The organism is Streptomyces sp. 6N223, from assembly GCF_052246635.1.
GTDB lineage: Bacteria > Actinomycetota > Actinomycetes > Streptomycetales > Streptomycetaceae > Streptomyces.
In genome coordinates this window covers 23,860-42,804 of record NZ_JBQQCA010000051.1, presented here as the reverse complement: position 1 = coordinate 42,804, position 18,945 = coordinate 23,860, and the positions used below count along the sequence as shown (strand labels likewise).

15 protein-coding genes are annotated in these 18,945 nt (G+C 73.1%); 10 read left to right on the top strand and 5 right to left on the bottom strand.

The window, feature by feature from the left end; translation table 11 throughout:
• Window positions 1–32: 32 nt before the first annotated feature.
• The 3 genes from ACTWQH_RS25685 (at window position 33) to ACTWQH_RS25675 (ending at window position 3,608) form a co-directional block, all read left to right on the top strand.
• On the top strand, window positions 33–1,430 hold the full coding sequence (locus tag ACTWQH_RS25685) for a GH1 family beta-glucosidase (protein WP_443289116.1): 1,398 nt from the start codon (window positions 33–35) through the stop codon (window positions 1,428–1,430).
• A 105-nt stretch (window positions 1,431–1,535) separates the two neighbouring features.
• Window positions 1,536–2,633 carry a magnesium and cobalt transport protein CorA gene (locus ACTWQH_RS25680; RefSeq protein ID WP_443289130.1) on the top strand — a complete coding sequence of 366 codons (1,098 nt, stop codon included), beginning with the start codon at window positions 1,536–1,538 and terminating at the stop codon, window positions 2,631–2,633.
• An 18-nt stretch (window positions 2,634–2,651) separates the two neighbouring features.
• Window positions 2,652–3,608: a formylglycine-generating enzyme family protein gene (locus ACTWQH_RS25675; RefSeq protein ID WP_443289115.1), complete on the top strand. Its 957-nt coding sequence runs from the start codon at window positions 2,652–2,654 to the stop codon at window positions 3,606–3,608.
• Window positions 3,609–3,635: 27 nt separating this feature from the next.
• Here ACTWQH_RS25675 and ACTWQH_RS25670 read toward each other — a convergent pair whose 3' ends face one another.
• A complete protein-coding gene (locus ACTWQH_RS25670; protein ID WP_443289114.1) occupies window positions 3,636–4,334 on the bottom strand; it encodes a FadR/GntR family transcriptional regulator in 699 nt (232 codons plus the stop codon).
• A gap of 99 nt (window positions 4,335–4,433) precedes the next feature.
• Between ACTWQH_RS25670 and ACTWQH_RS25665 the strand changes: the two genes are divergently transcribed.
• The 7 genes from ACTWQH_RS25665 to ACTWQH_RS25635 are packed head-to-tail and all read left to right on the top strand — an operon-like array spanning window position 4,434 to window position 14,159.
• The gene (locus ACTWQH_RS25665; RefSeq protein WP_443289113.1) at window positions 4,434–6,542 is read left to right on the top strand and encodes an ABC transporter ATP-binding protein; all 2,109 of its coding nucleotides are present in this window, start codon (window positions 4,434–4,436) and stop codon (window positions 6,540–6,542) included.
• Window positions 6,539–7,648, top strand: coding sequence for an ABC transporter permease subunit (locus ACTWQH_RS25660; RefSeq protein ID WP_443289112.1), 1,110 nt, complete (start codon window positions 6,539–6,541; stop codon window positions 7,646–7,648). The genes ACTWQH_RS25665 and ACTWQH_RS25660 overlap by 4 nt, the downstream gene beginning before the upstream one ends.
• A complete protein-coding gene (locus tag ACTWQH_RS25655; RefSeq protein WP_443289111.1) occupies window positions 7,648–8,595 on the top strand; it encodes an ABC transporter permease in 948 nt (315 codons plus the stop codon). The genes ACTWQH_RS25660 and ACTWQH_RS25655 overlap by 1 nt, the downstream gene beginning before the upstream one ends.
• A gap of 29 nt (window positions 8,596–8,624) precedes the next feature.
• The gene (locus ACTWQH_RS25650) at window positions 8,625–10,169 is read left to right on the top strand and encodes an ABC transporter substrate-binding protein (RefSeq protein WP_443289110.1); all 1,545 of its coding nucleotides are present in this window, start codon (window positions 8,625–8,627) and stop codon (window positions 10,167–10,169) included.
• A gap of 37 nt (window positions 10,170–10,206) precedes the next feature.
• Window positions 10,207–11,364: a dihydrodipicolinate synthase family protein gene (locus ACTWQH_RS25645; RefSeq protein WP_443289109.1), complete on the top strand. Its 1,158-nt coding sequence runs from the start codon at window positions 10,207–10,209 to the stop codon at window positions 11,362–11,364.
• On the top strand, window positions 11,361–12,890 hold the full coding sequence (locus tag ACTWQH_RS25640; RefSeq protein WP_443289108.1) for a sulfatase-like hydrolase/transferase: 1,530 nt from the start codon (window positions 11,361–11,363) through the stop codon (window positions 12,888–12,890). The genes ACTWQH_RS25645 and ACTWQH_RS25640 overlap by 4 nt, the downstream gene beginning before the upstream one ends.
• A 27-nt stretch (window positions 12,891–12,917) precedes the next feature.
• Window positions 12,918–14,159, top strand: coding sequence for a sialidase family protein (locus tag ACTWQH_RS25635; RefSeq protein ID WP_443289107.1), 1,242 nt, complete (start codon window positions 12,918–12,920; stop codon window positions 14,157–14,159).
• A 5-nt stretch (window positions 14,160–14,164) separates the two neighbouring features.
• Here the strand turns inward: ACTWQH_RS25635 and ACTWQH_RS25630 are convergent, their stop codons facing one another.
• From ACTWQH_RS25630 to ACTWQH_RS25615, 4 genes are all read right to left on the bottom strand, one after another.
• Window positions 14,165–15,706, bottom strand: coding sequence for an alpha-N-arabinofuranosidase (locus ACTWQH_RS25630; RefSeq protein WP_443289106.1), 1,542 nt, complete (start codon window positions 15,704–15,706; stop codon window positions 14,165–14,167).
• A 263-nt stretch (window positions 15,707–15,969) separates the two neighbouring features.
• Window positions 15,970–17,553, bottom strand: a complete 1,584-nt coding sequence (locus ACTWQH_RS25625) for an alkaline phosphatase D family protein (RefSeq protein ID WP_443289105.1) — start codon at window positions 17,551–17,553, stop codon at window positions 15,970–15,972.
• Between the two features lie 201 nt (window positions 17,554–17,754).
• Entirely contained in the window at window positions 17,755–18,522 is a 768-nt protein-coding gene (locus ACTWQH_RS25620; protein ID WP_443289104.1) for an SGNH/GDSL hydrolase family protein, read from the bottom strand.
• A 124-nt stretch (window positions 18,523–18,646) separates the two neighbouring features.
• A complete protein-coding gene (locus ACTWQH_RS25615) occupies window positions 18,647–18,931 on the bottom strand; it encodes a hypothetical protein (RefSeq protein WP_443289103.1) in 285 nt (94 codons plus the stop codon).
• Between the last annotated feature and the right edge of the window lie 14 nt (window positions 18,932–18,945).

Genomic DNA, 18,945 nt, shown 5'->3' with positions numbered 1-18,945 from the left:
CGGCGGCGAGCCGGACTGCGAGACTGAGTGTCATGACCAACGATCTTCCCCCTGCCCTCCAGTTCCCCGACGGCTTCGCCTGGGGGACGGCGACCGCCAGCTACCAGATCGAGGGGGCGGTGGCCGAGGACGGCCGCGCGCCGTCGGTGTGGGACACCTTCGCGCACACCCCCGGCAAGGTCCAGGCGGGCGACACCGGCGACGTGGCCTGCGACCACTACCACCGCTACCCCGAGGACATCGCCCTGCTGGCCGAACTGGGCGTCACCCACTACCGCTTCTCCCTCGCCTGGCCCCGCGTCCAGCCCACCGGGCGCGGCCGGCTCAACCCCGGCGGGGTGGACTTCTACAGCCGCGTCGTCGACGGGCTGCTGGAGCGCGGCATCACCCCGTGGGTGACCCTCTTCCACTGGGACCTGCCGCAGGCCCTGGAGGACGCGGGCGGCTGGCCGAGCCGGGACACCGCGCTGCGGTTCGCCGAGTACGCGGCGGCGATCCACGAGCGGCTCGGCGACCGGGTCCGGGACTGGACGACGCACAACGAGCCGTGGTGCGCGGCGTTCCTGGGCTACGCCGACGGCCACCACGCGCCGGGCCGCACCGACGCGGGCGACGCCGTGCGCGCCGCCCACCACTTGCTGCTCGGGCACGGCCTGGCGGTCGGCGCGCTGCGCGAGCAGGGCGCGCGCCACCTCGGCATCACGCTCAACCTCTACCCGGTCGACGCGGCGAGCGCGTCGGAGGCGGACGCCGACGCCGCGCGCCGCATCGACGGGCTGATGAACCGTCTCTTCCTCGACCCGGTGCTGCGCGGTTCCTACCCGGACGACGTGCTGAAGGACCTGACGTCGGTGACGGACGCGGGGCATGCCGGGCATGTGCGCGACGGTGACCTGGCGGCGATCGGCGCCCCGCTGGACTTCCTCGGCGTCAACTACTACTCGCGGCACGTGGTGCGGGCGGGCACGGCCCGGCCGGGGCGGCCCTCGCACTGGCCGGGCGCGGAGGACGTGGAGTTCGTGCGGCGGCCGGGCGTGCCGGTGACGGAGATGGGCTGGGCGATCGACCCGGAGGGGCTGTACGAGATGCTGACGCGGGTCACGCGGGAGTACGGGCCGCGGCCGGTGTATGTCACGGAGAACGGGGCGGCGTTCGACGACCGCGTGGCCGAGGACGGCACCATACGCGACGAGGCGCGGCGGGCGTACCTGGACAGCCACTTCCGGGCGGCGCACCGGGCGCTGGCGGACGGGGTGGACCTGCGCGGGTACTTCGTGTGGTCGCTGATGGACAACTTCGAGTGGGCGCACGGGTACAGCAAGCGGTTCGGGCTGGTGCACGTCGACTTCGCGACGCAGCGGCGGACGATGAAGGACAGCGGCCGCTGGTTCGCGGCCGTCACCCGCGCGAACGGGCTGCCGGCGGCGTAACGGGGGGCGGCGGCGTAACGGGGCGTGGCGGCGGATGTCGGTCCGGCGGCGCATACTGGCTGCTAGCCCTGCTGCCCGCCCAACCACACGGGAGGACCCGTGTCGATGATCCCCTCGCTGCGCCAGGCCGTCCGCCTGGGACACCGCGACCGCCGCCGCCCGGGCCGGGTGGATTTGTCCCATCCGGCGCGCTCGCCGCTCGGCTCGGCCGTCGTCAACTGCGCGGTCTACCGGGACGGCGTGCGGCAGTCGGGGAACCTCCCGCCCAAGGAGGCGCTGGCGCAGGTGCGCAGCGCCCAGGGGCGGGCGTTCGTGTGGATCGGGCTGCACGAGCCGACGCAGGCCGAGTTCGCGGACATAGCCACGCTCTTCAAGCTCCACCCGCTGGCGGTCGAGGACGCGGTGGAGGCGCACCAGCGGCCGAAGCTGGAGGCGTACGACGACACGCTGTTCGCGGTGCTGAAGACCGTGCGGTACATCGCCAACGACCGGCTGACCTCCACCAGCGAGGTGGTGGAGACCGGCGAGGTCATGGTCTTCGCCGGGCGGGACTTCGTCGTCACCGTGCGGCACGGGCGGCACGGCTCGCTCGGCCCGCTGCGGGAGGACCTGGAGCACACGCCGGAGCACCTGGCCCAGGGCCCGGCCACGGTGCTGCACGCCATCGCCGACCACGTGGTGCACGAGTACGAGGTCGTCACCGACGCCATCCAGGACGACATCGAGTCCGTGGAGGCCGAGGTCTTCGCCGACCGGCGCGGCGCGGACTCCGGCCACATCTACCAGCTCAAGCGGGAGCTGCTGGAGCTGAAGCGGGCCGTGACCCCGCTGACGGGTCCCCTGCGGCGGCTGGCGGAGGAGCCGTTCGCGATCGTCACCCCCGACATACGCCGGTACTTCGGGGACGTCTGCGACCTGCTGGCGCGCACCTGCGAGCACCTCACGGGCTACGACACACTGATCGACTCCATCCTCCAGGCCAACCTGGCGCAGGTGACCGTCAAGCAGAACGAGGACATGCGCAAGATCAGTGCCTGGGTGGCGATCCTGGCCGCCCCGACCATGATCTGCGGCGTCTACGGCATGAACTTCGATCACATGCCGGAGCTCACCTGGACATTCGGATACCCGATGGTGCTGTCGCTGATCGCCACCGTCTGCGTGCTGATGTACCGGGGCTTTCGGCGCAACGGCTGGCTGTGACGGAGAATGGGGACGGGGATGGGGATGGGTGGAGCGTGCTGTGCGCCGGGGCGTGGCCCGGCGGAGCCAGAGCGGGAGCCGGTGGCCGTGGCCGCGCCCGTGCGCGTCGCGCTGACGGACGGGGCCGGGGCCGGGGAGATGGTGGCGCTGCCGGGCGGGGCGTTCCTGATGGGGGCCGACGACGAGGCCGGCTTTCCGGCGGACGGCGAGGGGCCGGTGCGCGAGGTGCGGGTGGCGGCGTTCGAGATCGACGTCCACGCCGTGACCAACCGGCGCTTCGCGGCGTTCGTCGAGGCCACCGGGTATGTCACGGACGCCGAGCGCTTCGGCTGGAGCTTCGTCTACGCCGGGTTCCTGCCGGCCGAGCTGCGCCGGCGCTCGCGGCGGCCGGAGGTGACGCCGTGGTGGTGCGGCGCGCCGGGCGCGGACTGGCGGCGGCCTGAGGGACCGGGGTCGTCGGTCGAGGACCGCTGGGACCACCCGGTGGTGCACGTGTCGTGGGCGGACGCGGCGGCGTTCTGCGACTGGGCGGGCCTGCGGCTGCCGACGGAGGCGGAGTGGGAGTACGCCGCGCGCGGCGGGCTGGTCGGCGCTCGGTACCCGTGGGGAGACGAGCTGACGCCCGGCGGCGAGCACCGCTGCAACATCTGGCAGGGCCGCTTCCCCTTCAAGAACACGGGGGAGGACGGATATCTCGGGACCGCGCCGGTCGATGCGTACGAGCCCAACGGCTACGGGCTGTACAGCGTGTCGGGGAACGTGTGGGAGTGGTGCGCCGACTGGTTCAGCCCGGACTGGCACGTCACCGGCCCGCGCCGCGACCCGGCCGGCCCGCCGGAGGGCGAGGCGCGGGTGATGCGCGGCGGCTCGTACATGTGTCACGAGTCCTACTGCAACCGGTACCGGGTGGCGGCCCGCAGCAGCAATACGCCGGACAGCTCGGGTGGCAATATCGGCTTTCGCTGCGCGCGCTAGGGTGCGCGCGCCAGGGGCGGCCGCGGCCTAGGCGAGTGAGTCGGTGATGCGCTCCTCCAGGCCGACGTAGTGCTGGCGCACGGCGTCCCTGGCCTGCTCGGGGTCGCCGCTGAGGACCGCGTCGAGGATCGCGGCGTGGTTGCGGTAGATCTCCATGGGGTCGCGGTGCGGCACCGAGGGCGCCGCCCGGTGGTAGGCGACCCAGAAGAGGTCGAAGAGCCGGAGCAGCATGGCGTTGCCCAGGTCGGTGAAGAGCAGCCGGTGGAAGGCCCGGTCCTGCTCGGCGAAGCTCTCCTTGCGCTCGGCGCGCTCCAGCATGGCGGCCAGCTCCGCGCGCAGCGCGGCGACGCTGGCGGGGGTCAGCTCCCGCATGGCGTCGGCGATCATGGCCGACTCCAGCGCCTTGCGCAGCGCCACCAGCTCTCCCAGGGCGCGCGGGCCCTGCATCAGGCCGTAGGGGAGGTTGTCGAGCAGCGGGGCGAAGGAGAAGTCCTTGATATATACGCCGCTGCCCCGCCGGGTCTCCAGGACGCCGGTGGACTCCAGCGCCTTGACGGCCTCGCGCACCGAGTTGCGGCTGACGCCGAAGATGCGCGCCAGCTCGGCCTCCGGCTTGAGGGGATCGCCGGGGCGCAGGCCGTGCTCGATGATGTAGTGCCGTATCTCGTCCTGCACGGTCTTGTGCACGGGCGCGGCATCGGGCAGCCGCTGGAATGTCCGCCGCACGGGTCTTTTCCGCTCTGTGTCGCTCAACTCGTACCACACCCTTGACAGCGTTTGTGTCATGATCCTACGGTCCCACCAACTTGTAGGATATCCATCAGCATGCCCGGGAGGGCCGGTTCGGTGCTGAGCCTGAAGGACCTCACGGTCGAGTTCACCACGCCCGCCGGCGTGGTGCGGGCCGTGGACGGCGTCAGCTACGAGGTCACGACCGGCGAGACGCTCGGCGTCGTCGGGGAGACGGGCTCGGGCAAGAGCGTCACGGTGCTGGCGGCGCTCGGCCTGCTCTCGGCCGGGAACGTCCGCCGCGTGAGCGGGCAGGCGCTGCTCGACGGCGCCGACCTGCTGGCCATGCCCGAGCAGGAGCTGCGGCGGGTGCTGGGCCGGGACGTGGCGATGGTCTTCCAGGACCCGATCTCGGCGCTCAACCCGGTGCAGCGGGTCGGCGACCAGATCGCGGAGACGCTGCGCGTCCACGACCACTCGCTCTCCGCCCGCGCGGCACGCGCCCGCACCGTCGAGCTGCTGGAGCTGGTCGGCGTTCCCCACCCCGAGGGCCGGTACGACGGATATCCGCACCAGTTCTCGGGAGGCATGTGCCAGCGGGCGGTGATCGCGATGGCGATCGCCAATCAGCCGCGGGTGCTGATCGCCGACGAGCCGACGACGGCGCTGGACGTGAGCGTGCAGGCGCAGATCCTGGACGTGCTGCAGGTCGCGGCGCGGGAGACGGGCGCGGCGACGGTGCTGATCACGCACGACCTGGGGGTGATCGCGGAGACCGCCGACCGGGTGTGCGTGATGTACGCCGGGCGGGTGGTGGAGACCGGCTCGGTGCGGGAGCTGTTCGCGCGGCCCCGGCACCCGTACACGGCGGCGCTGCTGAACTCGCTGCCGCGGCTGGACGTGACGGTGCGGCGGCTGGCGCCGATTCCGGGGCAGCCGCCGGATCCGATCCGGCTGCCGGAGGGGTGTGCGTTCGCGCCGCGGTGCCCGGTGGGGGGCGACCGGGAGGTGTGCGCGGTGCAGCGCCCGGCGCTGCGCGCGGCCGCGGACGGCGGGGGCCTGAGCGCGTGCCACTTCCCGGACGAGGTGGGCGAGGGCTCCGCCCCCGTACCCCCGGCCGCCCTCACCCCGGCACCCCACCCGGGGGCGGGGACCGTGGGCGGGGAAGAACGGGCCGTCGCGCCGGTGCTGGCCGTGCGGGACGTGCGGAAGCGGTTCCCCATCCGGGGCGGGGTGTTCGCCCGCGCCTCCGGGTGGGTGCATGCCGTGGACGGCGTCTCGTTCGAGATCCAGCCGGGGCGCACGCTCGGGCTCGTCGGGGAGTCGGGCTGCGGCAAGTCCACGCTGGCGCGGATGATGCTGCGGCTGATCGACCCCACCGGCGGCTCGATCAGCGTCGCGGGCCGCGAGCTCGCGCGCGCGGGCCGCGCCGAGCTGCGGCACGTGCGGCGGCAGGTCCAGATGGTGTATCAGGACCCGTTCGCCTCCCTCAATCCCCGGCTGACCGTGGGCGACAACGTCGCCGAGCCGCTGCGCCTCGCCGGCGGCTTCAGCCGCACCGCGCGGCGGGCCCGCGTGCTGGACCTGTTCGACCGGGTCGGGCTGCTGCCGGAGCACGTCGACCGCTTCCCGGCGGAGTTCTCCGGCGGGCAGCGGCAGCGCGTGGCGATCGCGCGGGCGCTGGCGCTCCAGCCCCGGCTGCTGATCCTCGACGAGCCGGTCTCGGCGCTGGACGTCTCGGTCCAGGCCCAGGTGCTGAACCTGCTGGCCGACCTCCAGGCCGAGTCCGGGATGGCGTACCTGTTCGTCAGCCACGACCTGTCGGTGGTGCGGCAGGTGGCCGACGAGGTGGCCGTGATGTATCTCGGCAAGATCGTGGAGACGGGACCGGCCGACCGCGTCTACCGGCAGCCGTGTCACCCCTACACGCGGGCGTTGCTGGCGTCGGTGCCGATCCCCGATCCGGCGGGGCGGGAGAAACGCCTCAGGGCGCCGCTCGGCGGGGACGTGCCGAGCCCGGCGGATCCGCCGTCGGGGTGCCGCTTCCGGACGCGGTGCGCGTTCGCGGAGGAGCGGTGCGGGCGGGAGGAGCCGGTGCTGCGGGGGCTGGAGGGCGGACTGACGGCGTGCCACTTCGCCGAGCGGGTCGTCCTCGCGGACGGCCCGGCGGCGGACGGCGGGGCGGAGAAGGTGGTGGGCCCATGAGCGACGAGCCACTGCGCAAGGACCCCGAGGACTCCGCCCCCGGCCCGCCGGCCGCCCACACCCCGGCACCCCACCCAGGGGTGGCCGACGACGACGCCCAGCCCGGGGCGGCCGACGACGGCGCCCAGCCCGGCGCGACTGACCACGGCGCCCAGCCCGGGGTGGGGTGCCGGGGTGTGGGCGGCGAACGGGGTCCGGGGCGGAGCCCCGAGGGGAGGGCGGGCGGGGGAGACTCCCCTCCCCGCCGGGGCCCCCAGCGATTCGGCGCCGTGCGGCGGTTCGCGCGGTCGCGCAGTGCGCTCGTCGGGGCCACGGGTCTCGGCGTCCTCATCCTCGTCGCGCTGCTCGCACCGCTCGTCGCGCCGTTCGATCCGAATGAGCAGAGCGAGGAGAACCTCCTCGGCCCCGGCGCCTCGCACCTGCTCGGCACGGACGAGCTGGGGCGGGACATCCTCTCCCGCCTCATCTTCGGCGCCCGCGCCTCGCTCCTCGTCGGCTTCGGCGCCGCCGCGCTCGGCGCGCTCGTCGGCGTACCGCTCGGGCTCGCCGCCGGCTACCTCGGCCGGTGGGTGGACTCGGTGGCGATGCGGCTCCTTGACCTGCTGCTGGCCGTGCCCGGCATCCTCCTCGCCCTCGTCATCATCGCCGTGCTCGGCCCGGGCCGGGGGAACCTCATCCTCGCCATCGGCATCGGCGCCGTGCCCGAGTTCGGGCGGCTGACGCGGGCGGCGACCCTCGCCATCCGGGAACAGGACTTCGTCGTCGCCTCGCGCGGCATGGGCGCGCCCCCCGCCGACACCATGTTCCGCACCGTGCTGCCGAACATCCTCGGACCGATCCTGGTCCAGCTCGTCGTGACCGCCTCCCTCGCGGTGGTGGTCGAGGCGGGGCTGAGCCTGCTGGGGCTCGGCACCCCGCCGCCCGCGCCGTCCTGGGGCGCGATGCTCCAGGAAGCGCGCTCGTACCTCTACCAGAGCCCCTGGTACGGGGTCTTCCCCGGTCTCTGCCTGGCCTTCACGGTCTTCTGCCTCGACCGGGTGGGACGTGGGCTGCAACGGGCGGTGGGCACGGCGGTGTCCAGCGGAGCGCGGGAGGGGACGCTCTGATGTACGCCTACCTCGTCCGCCGCCTGTTGCAGTTCGCGGTCGTCCTCTTCCTCGGCTCGATCGCGGTGTGGGCGTTCGCCTTCGCGCTGCCCGGCGACCCGGCGACCGTGCTGACCGGCCCGGACGCCTCCGGAGCCGAGCTGGCCGCCACCCGCGAACGCCTCGGCCTGGAGCGGTCCGTGATCGAGCAGTACGGCGTGTGGCTCGGCAACGCCCTCACCGGCGACCTCGGCACCTCCTACTTCTCCGCCGAGTCGGTGTGGTCCACGCTGATGGACACCGTGCCGGCCACGGTGCAGCTGGCGGCGTTCGCCATGACGCTGACGCTGCTGATCGCGCTCCCGGCCGGGCTGGTCGTGGCGCTGTGGCCGCGCTCGGCCGCCGGGCGCGCCATCCAGGCGTACCTCACACTCGGCCTGTCCATCCCGGCGTTCTGGCTCGGGCTGCTGTTCATCATCGCCTTCGCGGTGCAGCTCGACGCGCTGCCCTCCACCAGCGACTACGTGCCCTTCCTCACCGACCCCGGCGGGGCGCTGGAGGCCACGATCCTGCCCGCGCTCGCCATCGCCGTGCACGCCTCCAGCGTCGTCGCGCGCTTCCTGGCCGCCTCCATGCGGGAGGTGATGGGCCGCGACTTCATCCGCACCGCGCGGGCCAAGGGCGTGCCCGAGCGGCGCGTGATCTGGCGGCACGGGCTGCGCAACGCCGCCCTGCCGACGGTCACGATCGTCGGAATCCAGCTCGGCGGCTTCCTCGGCGGCACGGTCGTCATCGAGGCGGTGTTCAACTACCCCGGCCTCGGGCGGCTGCTCTACACCTCCATCGGCGAACGCGACTACGCCGTCGTGCAGGGCGGCGTGCTCTTCGTGGTCGCCGCGTTCCTCTGCCTGAACCTGCTGGTCGACATCGTCTACGCCTACCTCGACCCGCGCATTCGCCTTTCCTGACACACACCGTTGTTTGTGAGGAGCCTGCCATGGCAGTACCCGCCTCCCGGCGGCCGAGCGCGAGCCCGAGTCGCCGATCCCTGCTGAAGGCCGGAGGGGCCGCCTCGGCCGGCTCGCTGCTCGGCGTGCCGCTGCTGGCCGCCTGCGGCGAGGGGTCAAGCGCCTCGGACGGGCGGCTGACGCTGGGGACGACGCAGATCATGCAGTTCGACCCCTACCAGACCAACTCCGCGATCCACATCCACGCCTTCTACACCTACCTGCTGGACTACGCCGACGGCTACAAGGCCCGGCCGGCGGGCGCGGAGCGCTGGGAGTTCGCCGCCGACCACCGCTCGGTGGAGATCACGCTGCGGGAGCAGACCTTCCACTCCGGCGGCGCGGTGACCGCCGACGACGTGGTGGAGGGCGTGCGGCGGGCCAAGGATCCGGAGGCGGGCTACACGATGGCCGAGCCCTCGGCGTTCATCGACGGCGCCACGGCGACCGGCCGGCGCACGGTGCGGCTGGACTTCACGGCGCCGACGCCCGACGAGCTGGTGCTGGACTGGATGTTCGCCTTCCCCCTCGTCCCGGCCGGCCGCAACGACGCGGCCAGGCTGGAGACCGAGCCGGCCGGCTCCGGGCCGTTTCTGATGGACTCCTTCACCCGCGACCGGCAGCTGGTGGTCCGCCGCAATCCCGACTACTGGGACCGCGGCCTGCCGCGGCTGGACGAGATAGAGTTCCGCTTCTTCCGCGACGAGGAGTCCCTGGTCAGCGCCCTGGAGTCGGGCGACGTGGACGGCGCGGTCTACCTGGCGCCGCGGCACGAGGACCGGCTGCTCGACCGCTTCACGCTGGTGGAGGGCGGCGGCCGGATGGACCTGTTCTTCATGAACGCCTCGCGCCCGCCGTTCGACAACAAGGCGCTGCGGCAGGCGCTGGCGCGGGCGATCAACCGGGAGCGGATCATCGAGCAGGTCCGCTTCGGCATCGGCGAGCCCATCTACACGGCGTTCATGCCCTCCTCCCCGGCGTTCGACGAGGAGTTCATGACCTCCAGCGCCTACGACCTGGCGGCGGCCGAGGCGATGCTGCGGGACGCGGGCGGCCCGCGCGAGGCCACCGCCGGCGTCGGCGACGAGCCGGGCGCCATCGACATCCTCCAGATCATCCAGGCGGACTTCGAGGAGATCGGCTTCACGCTGAACATCGACCCGATGGAGCAGACGACGTTCCTGGAGGAGCTGTTCGCCAGCAACCTGGAGTGCTGCGTGGCGGCGCAGCCGAACAACCTCCAGTCGCCGTCGCTGGTGGCGCGCGGCCGGCAGATGCTGCCGACGACCGACAACGTGATGCTCGGCGAGAACCTGCCGCGGGCGTACGCCGACGCGGTGGAGGAGGCGAGGACCGCCGTCACGCCGGACGCGCAGCGCGCGGCGTGGGCGCGGCTGAACGAGGTGCTGGTGGAGGAGGCGTGGGCGGTCGGCATCGCGACGCGGCCCTCGCTGCACGGGCTGGACAGGTCCGTGTCCGGACTCGCCGTCGACCAGCGCGACTTCCTGGAGCTGACCGACACCCGCAGGGACTGACCGCGCGCACGCACGGACCGAACGAAAGAGGGAACCCATGGACGCCTTGCCGTACGCGACCGCCGACCCGGTGATGAGCCTGCTCACCGCCGTGTTCACGCCGTTCGACGAGGACGGCGGCCTGGCGCTGGACACCGTGGAGCGGCAGGCCGACGCGGTGCTGGCGTGGGGCTCCCCCGCGGTCTACGTCGGCGGCACGGCCGGCGAGGGCGCCTCGCTCAGCACGGCCGAGCGGATGCTGCTGCTGGAGCGGTGGTGCGAGGTGGCCGACGGGCGGCTGGACGTGATCGCGCACGTCGGGCACACCAGCCTCGGCGAGGCGCGGGCGCTGGCGGAGCACGCGCAGCGCGCCGGGGCGCGGGCCATCTCCGCGGTGCCGCCCTACTTCCACCGGCCGGACAACGCCGCGGCGCTGGCCGACTTCGTCGCGCGGCTGGTGGAGGCGGCGCCCGGGCTGCCGTTCATCTACTACCACATCCCGTCGGTGACGGGGGTGGGCCTGCCCGCCGGCGAGCTGCTGCGGGCGGCGCGGGAGCGGGTGCCGGGCTTCGCGGGGGTCAAGTTCGCCCACGGCGACCTGGCCGACCTCCAGGTCTGCCTCAAGCTGGCGGAGGAGACGCCGGGTTGCGAGGTGTACGTGGGCAGCGCGCGGCTGCTGCTGGCCTCTCTCGCGCTCGGCGCGCGCGCCGCCATCGGGTCGGCGTACAACTTCGCCGCGCCGCTGTACCGGCGGATGCTGGACCATGTGGCGCGCGGCGAGCAGGCGGAGGCGCGCGCCTGCCAGTTCCTGGCGCAGGAGGCGATCGACGCGGCCTGCGGGTACGCCGGCGAGCTGGCCGGCTTCAAGGCGGCCAGCGCCCTGGTCGGTCCGGACTGCGGCCCGTGCCGCCCGCCGCTGCGTTCGCTGGACGCGGGCCAGCGAGCGGCACTGCGCGCCGCGTTGACGCGGATGGGCTTCCTGGAGGCGGTGGCGGCCCCGGGCGCCGCTGCGGCGGCACCCCAGGCGGCCGGGGGCGGGCCCGCCCTCCGCCCTCCGGCGGAGACTGCCCACACCCTCGAAGGGGTGGGTGGGCACGGCACCCGGGGCGCGGCTCCGCAGGGGGCCCGGCGCGCGGCGCCGCAGGGGAACGGGGGCGCAGCCCCCGGCGGGGCGATGGGCGGGGTCCGGGGCGCGGCCCCGGGTGGGGCCGCGTGACCGGCGCGGACGCGCCGAAGCGGCCGAACGTGCTGCTGGTCCAGGCCGACCAGTTCCGCTGGGACTGCCTGGGCGCGGCCGGGCACCCGGACGTGCGGACGCCGCACCTGGACCGGCTCGCGGCGGACGGCGTGCGCTTCGCCGAGGCGTTCTGCCCGCTGCCGATCTGCACGCCCTCCCGCTACTCGCTGCTGACCGGCCTCTACCCGCACCAGCACGGCGGCTGGACCAACCACTCCACGCTGCCCCCGGCCCTCGACACCTTCCCCAGGGCGCTGCGGCGCGCCGGCTACCGCACCGCCGCCGTCGGCAAGATGCACTTCACGCCCACCTACCTCGACGTCGGCTACGACCGGATGGCGCTGGCCGAGCAGCACGGGCCCGGCCGCTACGACGACGACTACCACCGTGAGCTGCGCGAGGCCGGGCTGGCGCCGGTCGTCGACCTCGTCGACCAGGAGGCGCACCTGCGGCCGCTCGCCCCCGCCTCGTACTGGCGTTCCTTCGGCACCGGCCGCTCGGACCTGCCGGAGGAGTGGCACTCGACGACGTGGATCGGCGAGCGGGCGCTGGCGGAGCTGGAGGGCTGGACGGCGGAGGGCGGCGGCCTGCTGCACGTGTCGTTCGTCAAGCCGCACCACCCCTTCGACCCGCCCGCGCCCTGGGACGAGCTGTACGACCCGGCGGCGCTGGCGCCGCCGCCCGGCTGGACCGAGCGCGTCCCCGCGGCCGATCTGCCGCACCGGCAGGGCTACTTCGACTACGCCGACGAGGCGCTGACCGAGCCGGTGCTGCGCCGGGTCATGGCGCACTACTACGCCAGCATCACCCAGCTGGACCACCAGATCGGGCGGCTGCTGGACCACCTGCGTGACGCCGGGCTCTACGACGACAGTCTCATCATCTTTACATCCGACCACGGTGAGTATCTTGGTTTTCACCATCTGCTACTAAAGAATGGTCCCATGTACGACCCGCTGGTGAAGGTGCCGCTGCTGGTGAAGTTCCCGGCCTCCGGGGCCGGGGGCGAGCGGCGCGGGGAGCGCAGCGAGGCCCTGGTCTCGCTCGTCGACCTGGCCCCCACCATCCTCGCCGCCTGCGCCACGGCCGAGCTGACGACCCCTCCCCCGACCCCTGGCCTGAACCTGGCCGACCCCGGTGCCGACCGGGCGTGCGTCTTCGCCGAGAACCGCACCTTCGGCCCGGTGGCCATGGCCCGCACCCGGACCCACAAGCTGCTGCTGAGCGGGGATCACGACCGCGCGCCGGATGCCCTGTTCGACCTGGCGGCCGACCCGCACGAGCTGCACAACCTCATCGACGGCCCCGGCAGCGCGCGCTCCCTGAGCGAGCTGCGCGCCGCCCTGACGCGGTGGGCGCTGTTCGAAGCACCGGTGCCGACGTACCTGGACGAGGACGCGGCACAGATCGGCGCACCGAACGTGCCGCCGCCCGACGCCGCCCGGCGCGCCGAGCACCGGGCCCACTTCGAGGCCCGCGTCCGGCGGGCCCTCGACTCCCCCTGAATCCCGCGACTCCCGGACGGAGTGAGCATGACCAGGCTGCGGAAGGCCCGATCGGCCCGCCTCATGACCGCCGGCCTCGTGCTGGCGACCTCCTTCGCCGCCGTAAGCGGTGGCGGCACCGCGCACGCCGCCCCCGGACACACCGTGTGGTACAGCACGGTCTTCCAGCAGGGCGAGGGCGGATACCACACCTTCCGCGTCCCGGCGGTGGTGCAGGCCGCCGACGGCACGCTGCTGGCGTTCGCCGAGGGCCGCGTCAACGGCTCCGGCGACAACGGCAACATCGACCTGGTGATGAAGCGCTCGGCGGACGGCGGCGTCACCTGGGGCCCGATCGAGGTGATCCTGGACGACGGCACCAACAAGTTCGGCAACCCGGTGCCGGTGCTGGACCGGGAGACCGGGCAGATCGTGCTCAACACCACCCGCACCGGTGGCTCCGTCACCGGCGACGACATCCGCTGCGGCGCGGCCGACGCCAAGGAGACGCGCCGCTCCTTCATCCTGTTCAGCGACGACAACGGCACCAGCTGGACGGAGCCGGTGGAGATCACCACCGACGTCCGGCCCGACAGCTGGCGCCACTTCGTGGGCGGCCCGGGCCACGCCATCCAGCTCACCCGCGGCGAGCACGCCGGGCGCCTGGTGGTGCCGGGCAACCACTCGGTCGCCCCGCCGGAGGACTCCGGCATCGACTGCCTGGACGACCGGCTCTACGGCGCGCACTCCCTCTACAGCGACGACCACGGCCGCACCTGGGAGCTGGGCGGCGTCGACACCCCGCTGACGGGCGTGGTCAACCCCAACGAGTCGTCCGTCGCCGAGCTGAGCGACGGCACGGTCTACTTCAACGCCCGCGACCAGTACGGCAGCAGCGAGGGCACCCGCGCCGCGACCGTCAGCAGCGACGGCGGCGCCTCGTTCGACCACCCCTACGAGGACGTCCCCGACCTGGTGGCCCCGGTGGTGCAGGGCTCGGTGCTCGCGCTGTCGGGCACCGACCCGGGCCGCCTGGTCTTCTCGGCCCCCGGCTCCGCCTCCGTGCGCGAGGACCTCACCCTCTCCGTCAGCGACGACGACGCCGAGACCTGGAGCACCGGCCCGGTCATCCACGACGGCCCCGCCGGGTACTCCGACCTCGTCGAGATCGCCGCCTCCGGCTCCGTGGGCGTCCTGTACGAGAACGGCGTGCCGACCCCCGAGTACCCGACCCCGCCCTACTACCAGCGCATCACCTTCGCTCACCTTCCGATGGACATGCTGCCGTAACGCGCCTACAGCAGCGGCGCCTCGACGGTGGCGAAGGAGTGGGGCGGCAGCTCGACGCGCAGGCCCGTGCCGTCGCCCGTGCGGGTCACCCCGTCGAAGGGGCGCGGGGCCACGGCCGCCGGGTCGGCGTAGGTGTTGTGGGCCTGGGGCGAGTCGGCGGTGAGGATGCGGGAGACGGCCTCGCCGATCGCCCGGCCGCGCAGGTCGAGGGTGAGGGCGGCGGGCTCCTCGGCGTCCAGGTTGGTCAGGGAGATCAGCACCGCGCCGTCCCGCACGCTGGCCGAGATCGAGACCGTCTCCAGCTCCTGGTCCTCCCCCACCCGCCGCGTGGTGCCCTCGGTGCGCAGGTGCACGGCGAGCGAGGCGGCGTCCTGGTGGCGCCGGTTCATCTCGAAGACGTGGTACGTCGGGGTCAGCAGGAGCTGGGCCGGGTCGTCCTCGCTGGTGAGGATCATCGCCTGGAGGACGTTCACGGTCTGCGCGATGTTCGCCATCACCAGGCGGTCGGCGTGGCGGTGGAAGATGTCGAAGTGGAGGCTGGCCACCAGGGCGTCCCGCATCGCGTTCTGCTGGTGCAGGAAGCCGGGGTTGGTGCCGGGCTCGACGTCGAACCACGTCCCCCACTCGTCGCAGACCAGCCCGACCCGCTTGCCCGGGTCGTAGCAGTCCATGACGGCGGCGTGCCCGGCGATGATCTCGTCGATCCGGCGGGCGGCGGCCATCGTGCGGTAGTAGTCGTCGGTCGTGAAGTCCGTCGCGCTGCCCTTCGCGTCCCACGTCCCGGGGACCGTGTAGTGGTGGAAGGAGACCGCCTGGTAGAGGGGGCGCGGCTGGCGCTGGCAGCCCAGGTGGTTCAGCTGCTTCATCAGCGCCTCGGTCCAGACGTAGTCGTCGCCGGCGGCGCCCGCGGCGATGCGGTAGAGCTTGTTGTCGCCGTGGTCGCGGCAGTAGGTGGCGTACTGGCGCGCCAGGTCGGCGTACGCCTCGGCCCGCATGTTGCCGCCGCAGCCCCAGGTCTCGTTGCCCAGGCCCCAGAAGCGCACCCGCCACGACTCCTCGCGCCCGTTTGCCTTGCGCAGCCGCACCATCGGGCTGTCGCCGTCGCGCGTGAGGTACTCCACCCACTCGCTCATCTCGCGGACCGTGCCGCTGCCGACGTTGCCGCTGATGTACGGCTCGGCGCCCAGCAGCTCGCACAGCGCCATGAACTCGTGGGTGCCGAAGTGGTTGTTCTCCTCGACGTTGCCCCAGTGGGTGTTGACCATCCGGGGGCGCTCGTCCCTCGGCCCGATGCCGTCCATCCAGTGGTACTCGTCGGCGAAACAGCCGCCCGGCCACCGCAGGTTCGGGATGTCCAGGGCCCGCAGCGCCTCGACGATGTCGAGCCGGATGCCGCCCTCGTTCGGTATCGGGGAGTCCTCGCCGACCCAGAAGCCGCCGTAGACGCAACGGCCGAGGTGCTCAGCGAAGTGCCCGTAGAGGTGGCGGCTGATGGCCGGGCCCTCAATGTCGAGGTTGATGATGGCGGTGCCGCGCCGTACGGACATGGTGCCTCTCTCCTGGCTCGCTGTCGCCCGGCCTCCACCGGGCTCTTTTATCGATACAGGACGCTAAGCGGCCACTCTCCGGCCGTCAAGCGTCATGTGCCGCATACGGCCCTGGGGATCGCAGTACCCTGCCCCTGATCACACGCTGCGGTCGGTAGTCGCGTCGTGAGCGAAGAGGGCAGCGCCGAGCAGAGGGATGGCGCGGCCGTGCCTCGCAGCTGGGCATCAACTCCTGCCGGGACGACCGCCTGTCGTAGCGCGCCTCACTCCGTCACCTGCTGGATGCCCGCCTCCCCCGCCGCCACGTACACGCTGGCGCGGGTGGTGACCGGCGCGCCGGGCTGCGTGACGTACGGCACGACCCGGTAGTCGGTACGCCACTCGCTCCGCGTCAGCTCGCACCGCGCGTAGCCGCGCTGCACGCTGTGGAAGCGCATGTGCGGGTTCTCGGCCAGCCAGACGCGCCCCAGCTCGTCCTGGTCCACGCCGTCGCCGCCGGAGCTGACCGACGTGCCGAGGAACTCCGTGCCGATCGTGGCCGACTCGGGGTTGCCGAAGTCGGCCTTGAGGTCGGCGGCGACGGCGCGGTGCGCGTCGCCGGTGACGACGACGAAGTTCTCCACGCCGCGCTGCTGGATGCCATCGAAGACGCGCTGCCGCGCGGCGGCGTAACCGTCCCAGGTGTCCATGCCGAACGCCTGGAGCTCGCCCTCGGCCGAGTCGGCCTGGAACATGAAGATCTGATTGGCCAGCACGTTCCAGGTGGCCCGGGAGCGGCCGAGTCCGTCGAGCAGCCAGCGCTCCTGCTCCTCACCGAGGATGGTGCGTGCCGGGTCGAGCCGCTCGGCGCAGTCGAACTGCCGCCCGTCGCCGCACGCCTGGTTGTCGCGGTACTGCCGGGTGTCGATCACGTTGAACTCCGCCAGCTGCCCGTAGGTCAGCCGCCGGTAGAGGCGGGCGTCGGGGCCGGCGGGCATGGCGGATCGGCGCAGCGGCATGTTCTCGTAGTACGCCTGGAACGCCGCCGTGCGGCGCGCGAGGAACGCCTCGCCGCCGTTGTCGTCGCCGTCGAGGTCGTCGGCCCAGTTGTTGTCCAGCTCGTGGTCGTCGAGGATCACCACCCACGGGAACGCGGCGTGGGCCGCCTTCATGTCCGGGTCGTACTTGTACTGGCTGTAGCGCACCCGGTAGTCGGTGAGGGAGAAGATCTCCGCGGCGGGGAGGTGGGCGCGGCCGATCTCGTCGTGGCCGGGGCCCTCGTAGATGTAGTCGCCGAGGTGGACGACGAGGTCGAGGTCCTCCTCGGCGAGGTGCCGGAAGGCGGTGAAGTGGCCGTCGGAGTAGTTGTTGCAGCTGACGAAGCCGAAGGAGAGCGAGTCGGGCGAGGTGCGGGCGGAGGCGGCGGTGCGGGTGCGGCCGGTCTCGCTGATCTCGCCGCCGACGCGGAAGCGGTAGAAGTAGTCGCGGCCGGGGCGCAGTCCGTCCACCTCGGCGTGAACGGCGTAGCCCAGCTCGGGCGTTGCGAGCTCCACGCCGGAACGCACCACCCTGCGGAAGCGGTCGTCCTCGGCGATCTGCCAGGTGACGGGCAGGGTCCAGCGCTCGCCGAGGCCGCCGAGGCCGTCCTCGGCCAGCGGCTCGGGGGCGATGCGGGTCCACAGGACCACGCCGTCGGGCAGCGGGTCGCCGGAGGCGACGCCGAGCGCGAAGGGATCGCTGCTGAAGCGGGGTTGGGCCTGGGCGCGCGCCGGTGCGGCGGTGGCGACGGCCAGCGGCAGGGTGCCCGCGGCGAGACCGCCGGAGGCGTAGGTGAGGAAGCGACGGCGGCTCGGTCCTGGGTTGTCCACGAAGCCCTCCAACGTGGCGAGTTGATGCCAAACGAGGTGGATCGAACCAGAGGGGCCCTTCGGGCCGACGAGCGCGGGGTGAACGCAGGGAACCCGGCAGGGGACATCTCCCCCACCGCGGCCCTCCCCGAAACGGAGATCGGGGGCGAACGGCCCGGCGGTGCCCGGTCGTTCGCCCCCGATGCGGGTGTCAGCCCTCGGTCAGTCGCTCAACGCCTCCGTCAGCGACGGGTACCAGGCGTCGGCGATCTTGCGGTTGCCCGCGTCGTTGGGGTGGACGCCGTCGTAGGTGTCGGTGGCCGTGTCGAAGCCGGTCCACTGGTCGACGACGGTGACCGGGGACGCCTCGGTGCTGAGCGAGGCGGCCCAGTCGGGGATCGCGGCGTTCAGGTCGACGACCCCCTCAGCGCACGTGGCGCAGGACTGGGCGGAGTCCATGGGGATGATCTGCGCGACCAGGATCTCCATCCGCGGGTTGTGGGCCCGCATCTGCTCCACCAGCGTGGTGTAGGCGGCGAGGATCGTGTCGGTGGAGCGGGCGCTCCACACGTCGTTGGTGCCCAGGTGCATCAGGACGACGTCGGGGTTGGTGGCCGACAGCCAGGCGGGAAGCTGGTTCTGGTCGGCCATGTTGGTGGCGAGGATCCCGCCGTGGCCCTCGTTCTCGCCGTCGTACGCGAACCCGCAGCCCTGGCCGGCCAGCGTGCCGACGAAGTCGATGCCGGCGTAGCCGGCGTCGACCAGGTCCTGCCAGAGGAGGGCCCGCCAGCAGCCGGGTGAGCCGGTGATGGAGTCGCCGAGCGGCATGATCCGCACCGGCTCCTGCAACGGCCGGTCGGCGTCGGCACCTTGAGCGCCTTGAGCGCCCTGAGCGGCGGCGGGCTGGAACAGGCACAGCGCGGCGAGGGCGGCGAGTGCGGCGAGGGCGGGGACTGTGGCCCGCCGCCACCACGTGCGGCTTCTTCTCATGACGGTACTCCCGGAATTCAGGGTGGTCCGCCGGACACGCGACACATCCCGTGCGACCGCGCGCAGCCCCCGGCCGGTGGCATGTACATGTTCCCCTACCCCGCCCCTTCCCGAAACCAGGGGGTCACGCCGCGAGGCGGCGGCCGCGGTGCGCTGGCAGCAGGCGGACCGGCAGGGCGCGGAAGCCGTGCGAGATGAAGGAGTCGGTCGGCCGCGCCCCGGCGGCGTCGGCCAGGCTCAGCCCGGGAAAGCGCGCGAAGAGCGCGGGCAGCGCCACCGACGCCTCCAGCCGGGCCAGCGGCGCCCCCAGGCAGTAGTGAAAGCCGTACCCGAAGGCCCCCTTGGAGACGCGGGGATCGGTCAGGAGCTGCTTGGTGAGGGTGTGTCCGGTGATGGCCCAGGCGGTCACGCCGCCGGGCAGGA

Excerpts from the sequence above, each read along its gene's own strand:
- ACTWQH_RS25685 (WP_443289116.1), top strand. The coding sequence starts at position 33 with ATGACCAACGATCTTCCCCCTGCCCTCCAGTTCCCCGACGGCTTCGCC.
- ACTWQH_RS25680 (WP_443289130.1), top strand. The coding sequence starts at position 1,536 with ATGATCCCCTCGCTGCGCCAGGCCGTCCGCCTGGGACACCGCGACCGC.
- ACTWQH_RS25675 (WP_443289115.1), top strand. The coding sequence starts at position 2,652 with ATGGGGATGGGTGGAGCGTGCTGTGCGCCGGGGCGTGGCCCGGCGGAG.
- ACTWQH_RS25665 (WP_443289113.1), top strand. The coding sequence starts at position 4,434 with ATGCCCGGGAGGGCCGGTTCGGTGCTGAGCCTGAAGGACCTCACGGTC.
- ACTWQH_RS25660 (WP_443289112.1), top strand. The coding sequence starts at position 6,539 with ATGAGCGACGAGCCACTGCGCAAGGACCCCGAGGACTCCGCCCCCGGC.
- ACTWQH_RS25655 (WP_443289111.1), top strand. The coding sequence starts at position 7,648 with ATGTACGCCTACCTCGTCCGCCGCCTGTTGCAGTTCGCGGTCGTCCTC.
- ACTWQH_RS25650 (WP_443289110.1), top strand. The coding sequence starts at position 8,625 with ATGGCAGTACCCGCCTCCCGGCGGCCGAGCGCGAGCCCGAGTCGCCGA.
- ACTWQH_RS25645 (WP_443289109.1), top strand. The coding sequence starts at position 10,207 with ATGGACGCCTTGCCGTACGCGACCGCCGACCCGGTGATGAGCCTGCTC.
- ACTWQH_RS25635 (WP_443289107.1), top strand. The coding sequence starts at position 12,918 with ATGACCAGGCTGCGGAAGGCCCGATCGGCCCGCCTCATGACCGCCGGC.
- ACTWQH_RS25630 (WP_443289106.1), bottom strand. The coding sequence starts at position 15,706 with ATGTCCGTACGGCGCGGCACCGCCATCATCAACCTCGACATTGAGGGC.
- ACTWQH_RS25620 (WP_443289104.1), bottom strand. The coding sequence starts at position 18,522 with ATGAGAAGAAGCCGCACGTGGTGGCGGCGGGCCACAGTCCCCGCCCTC.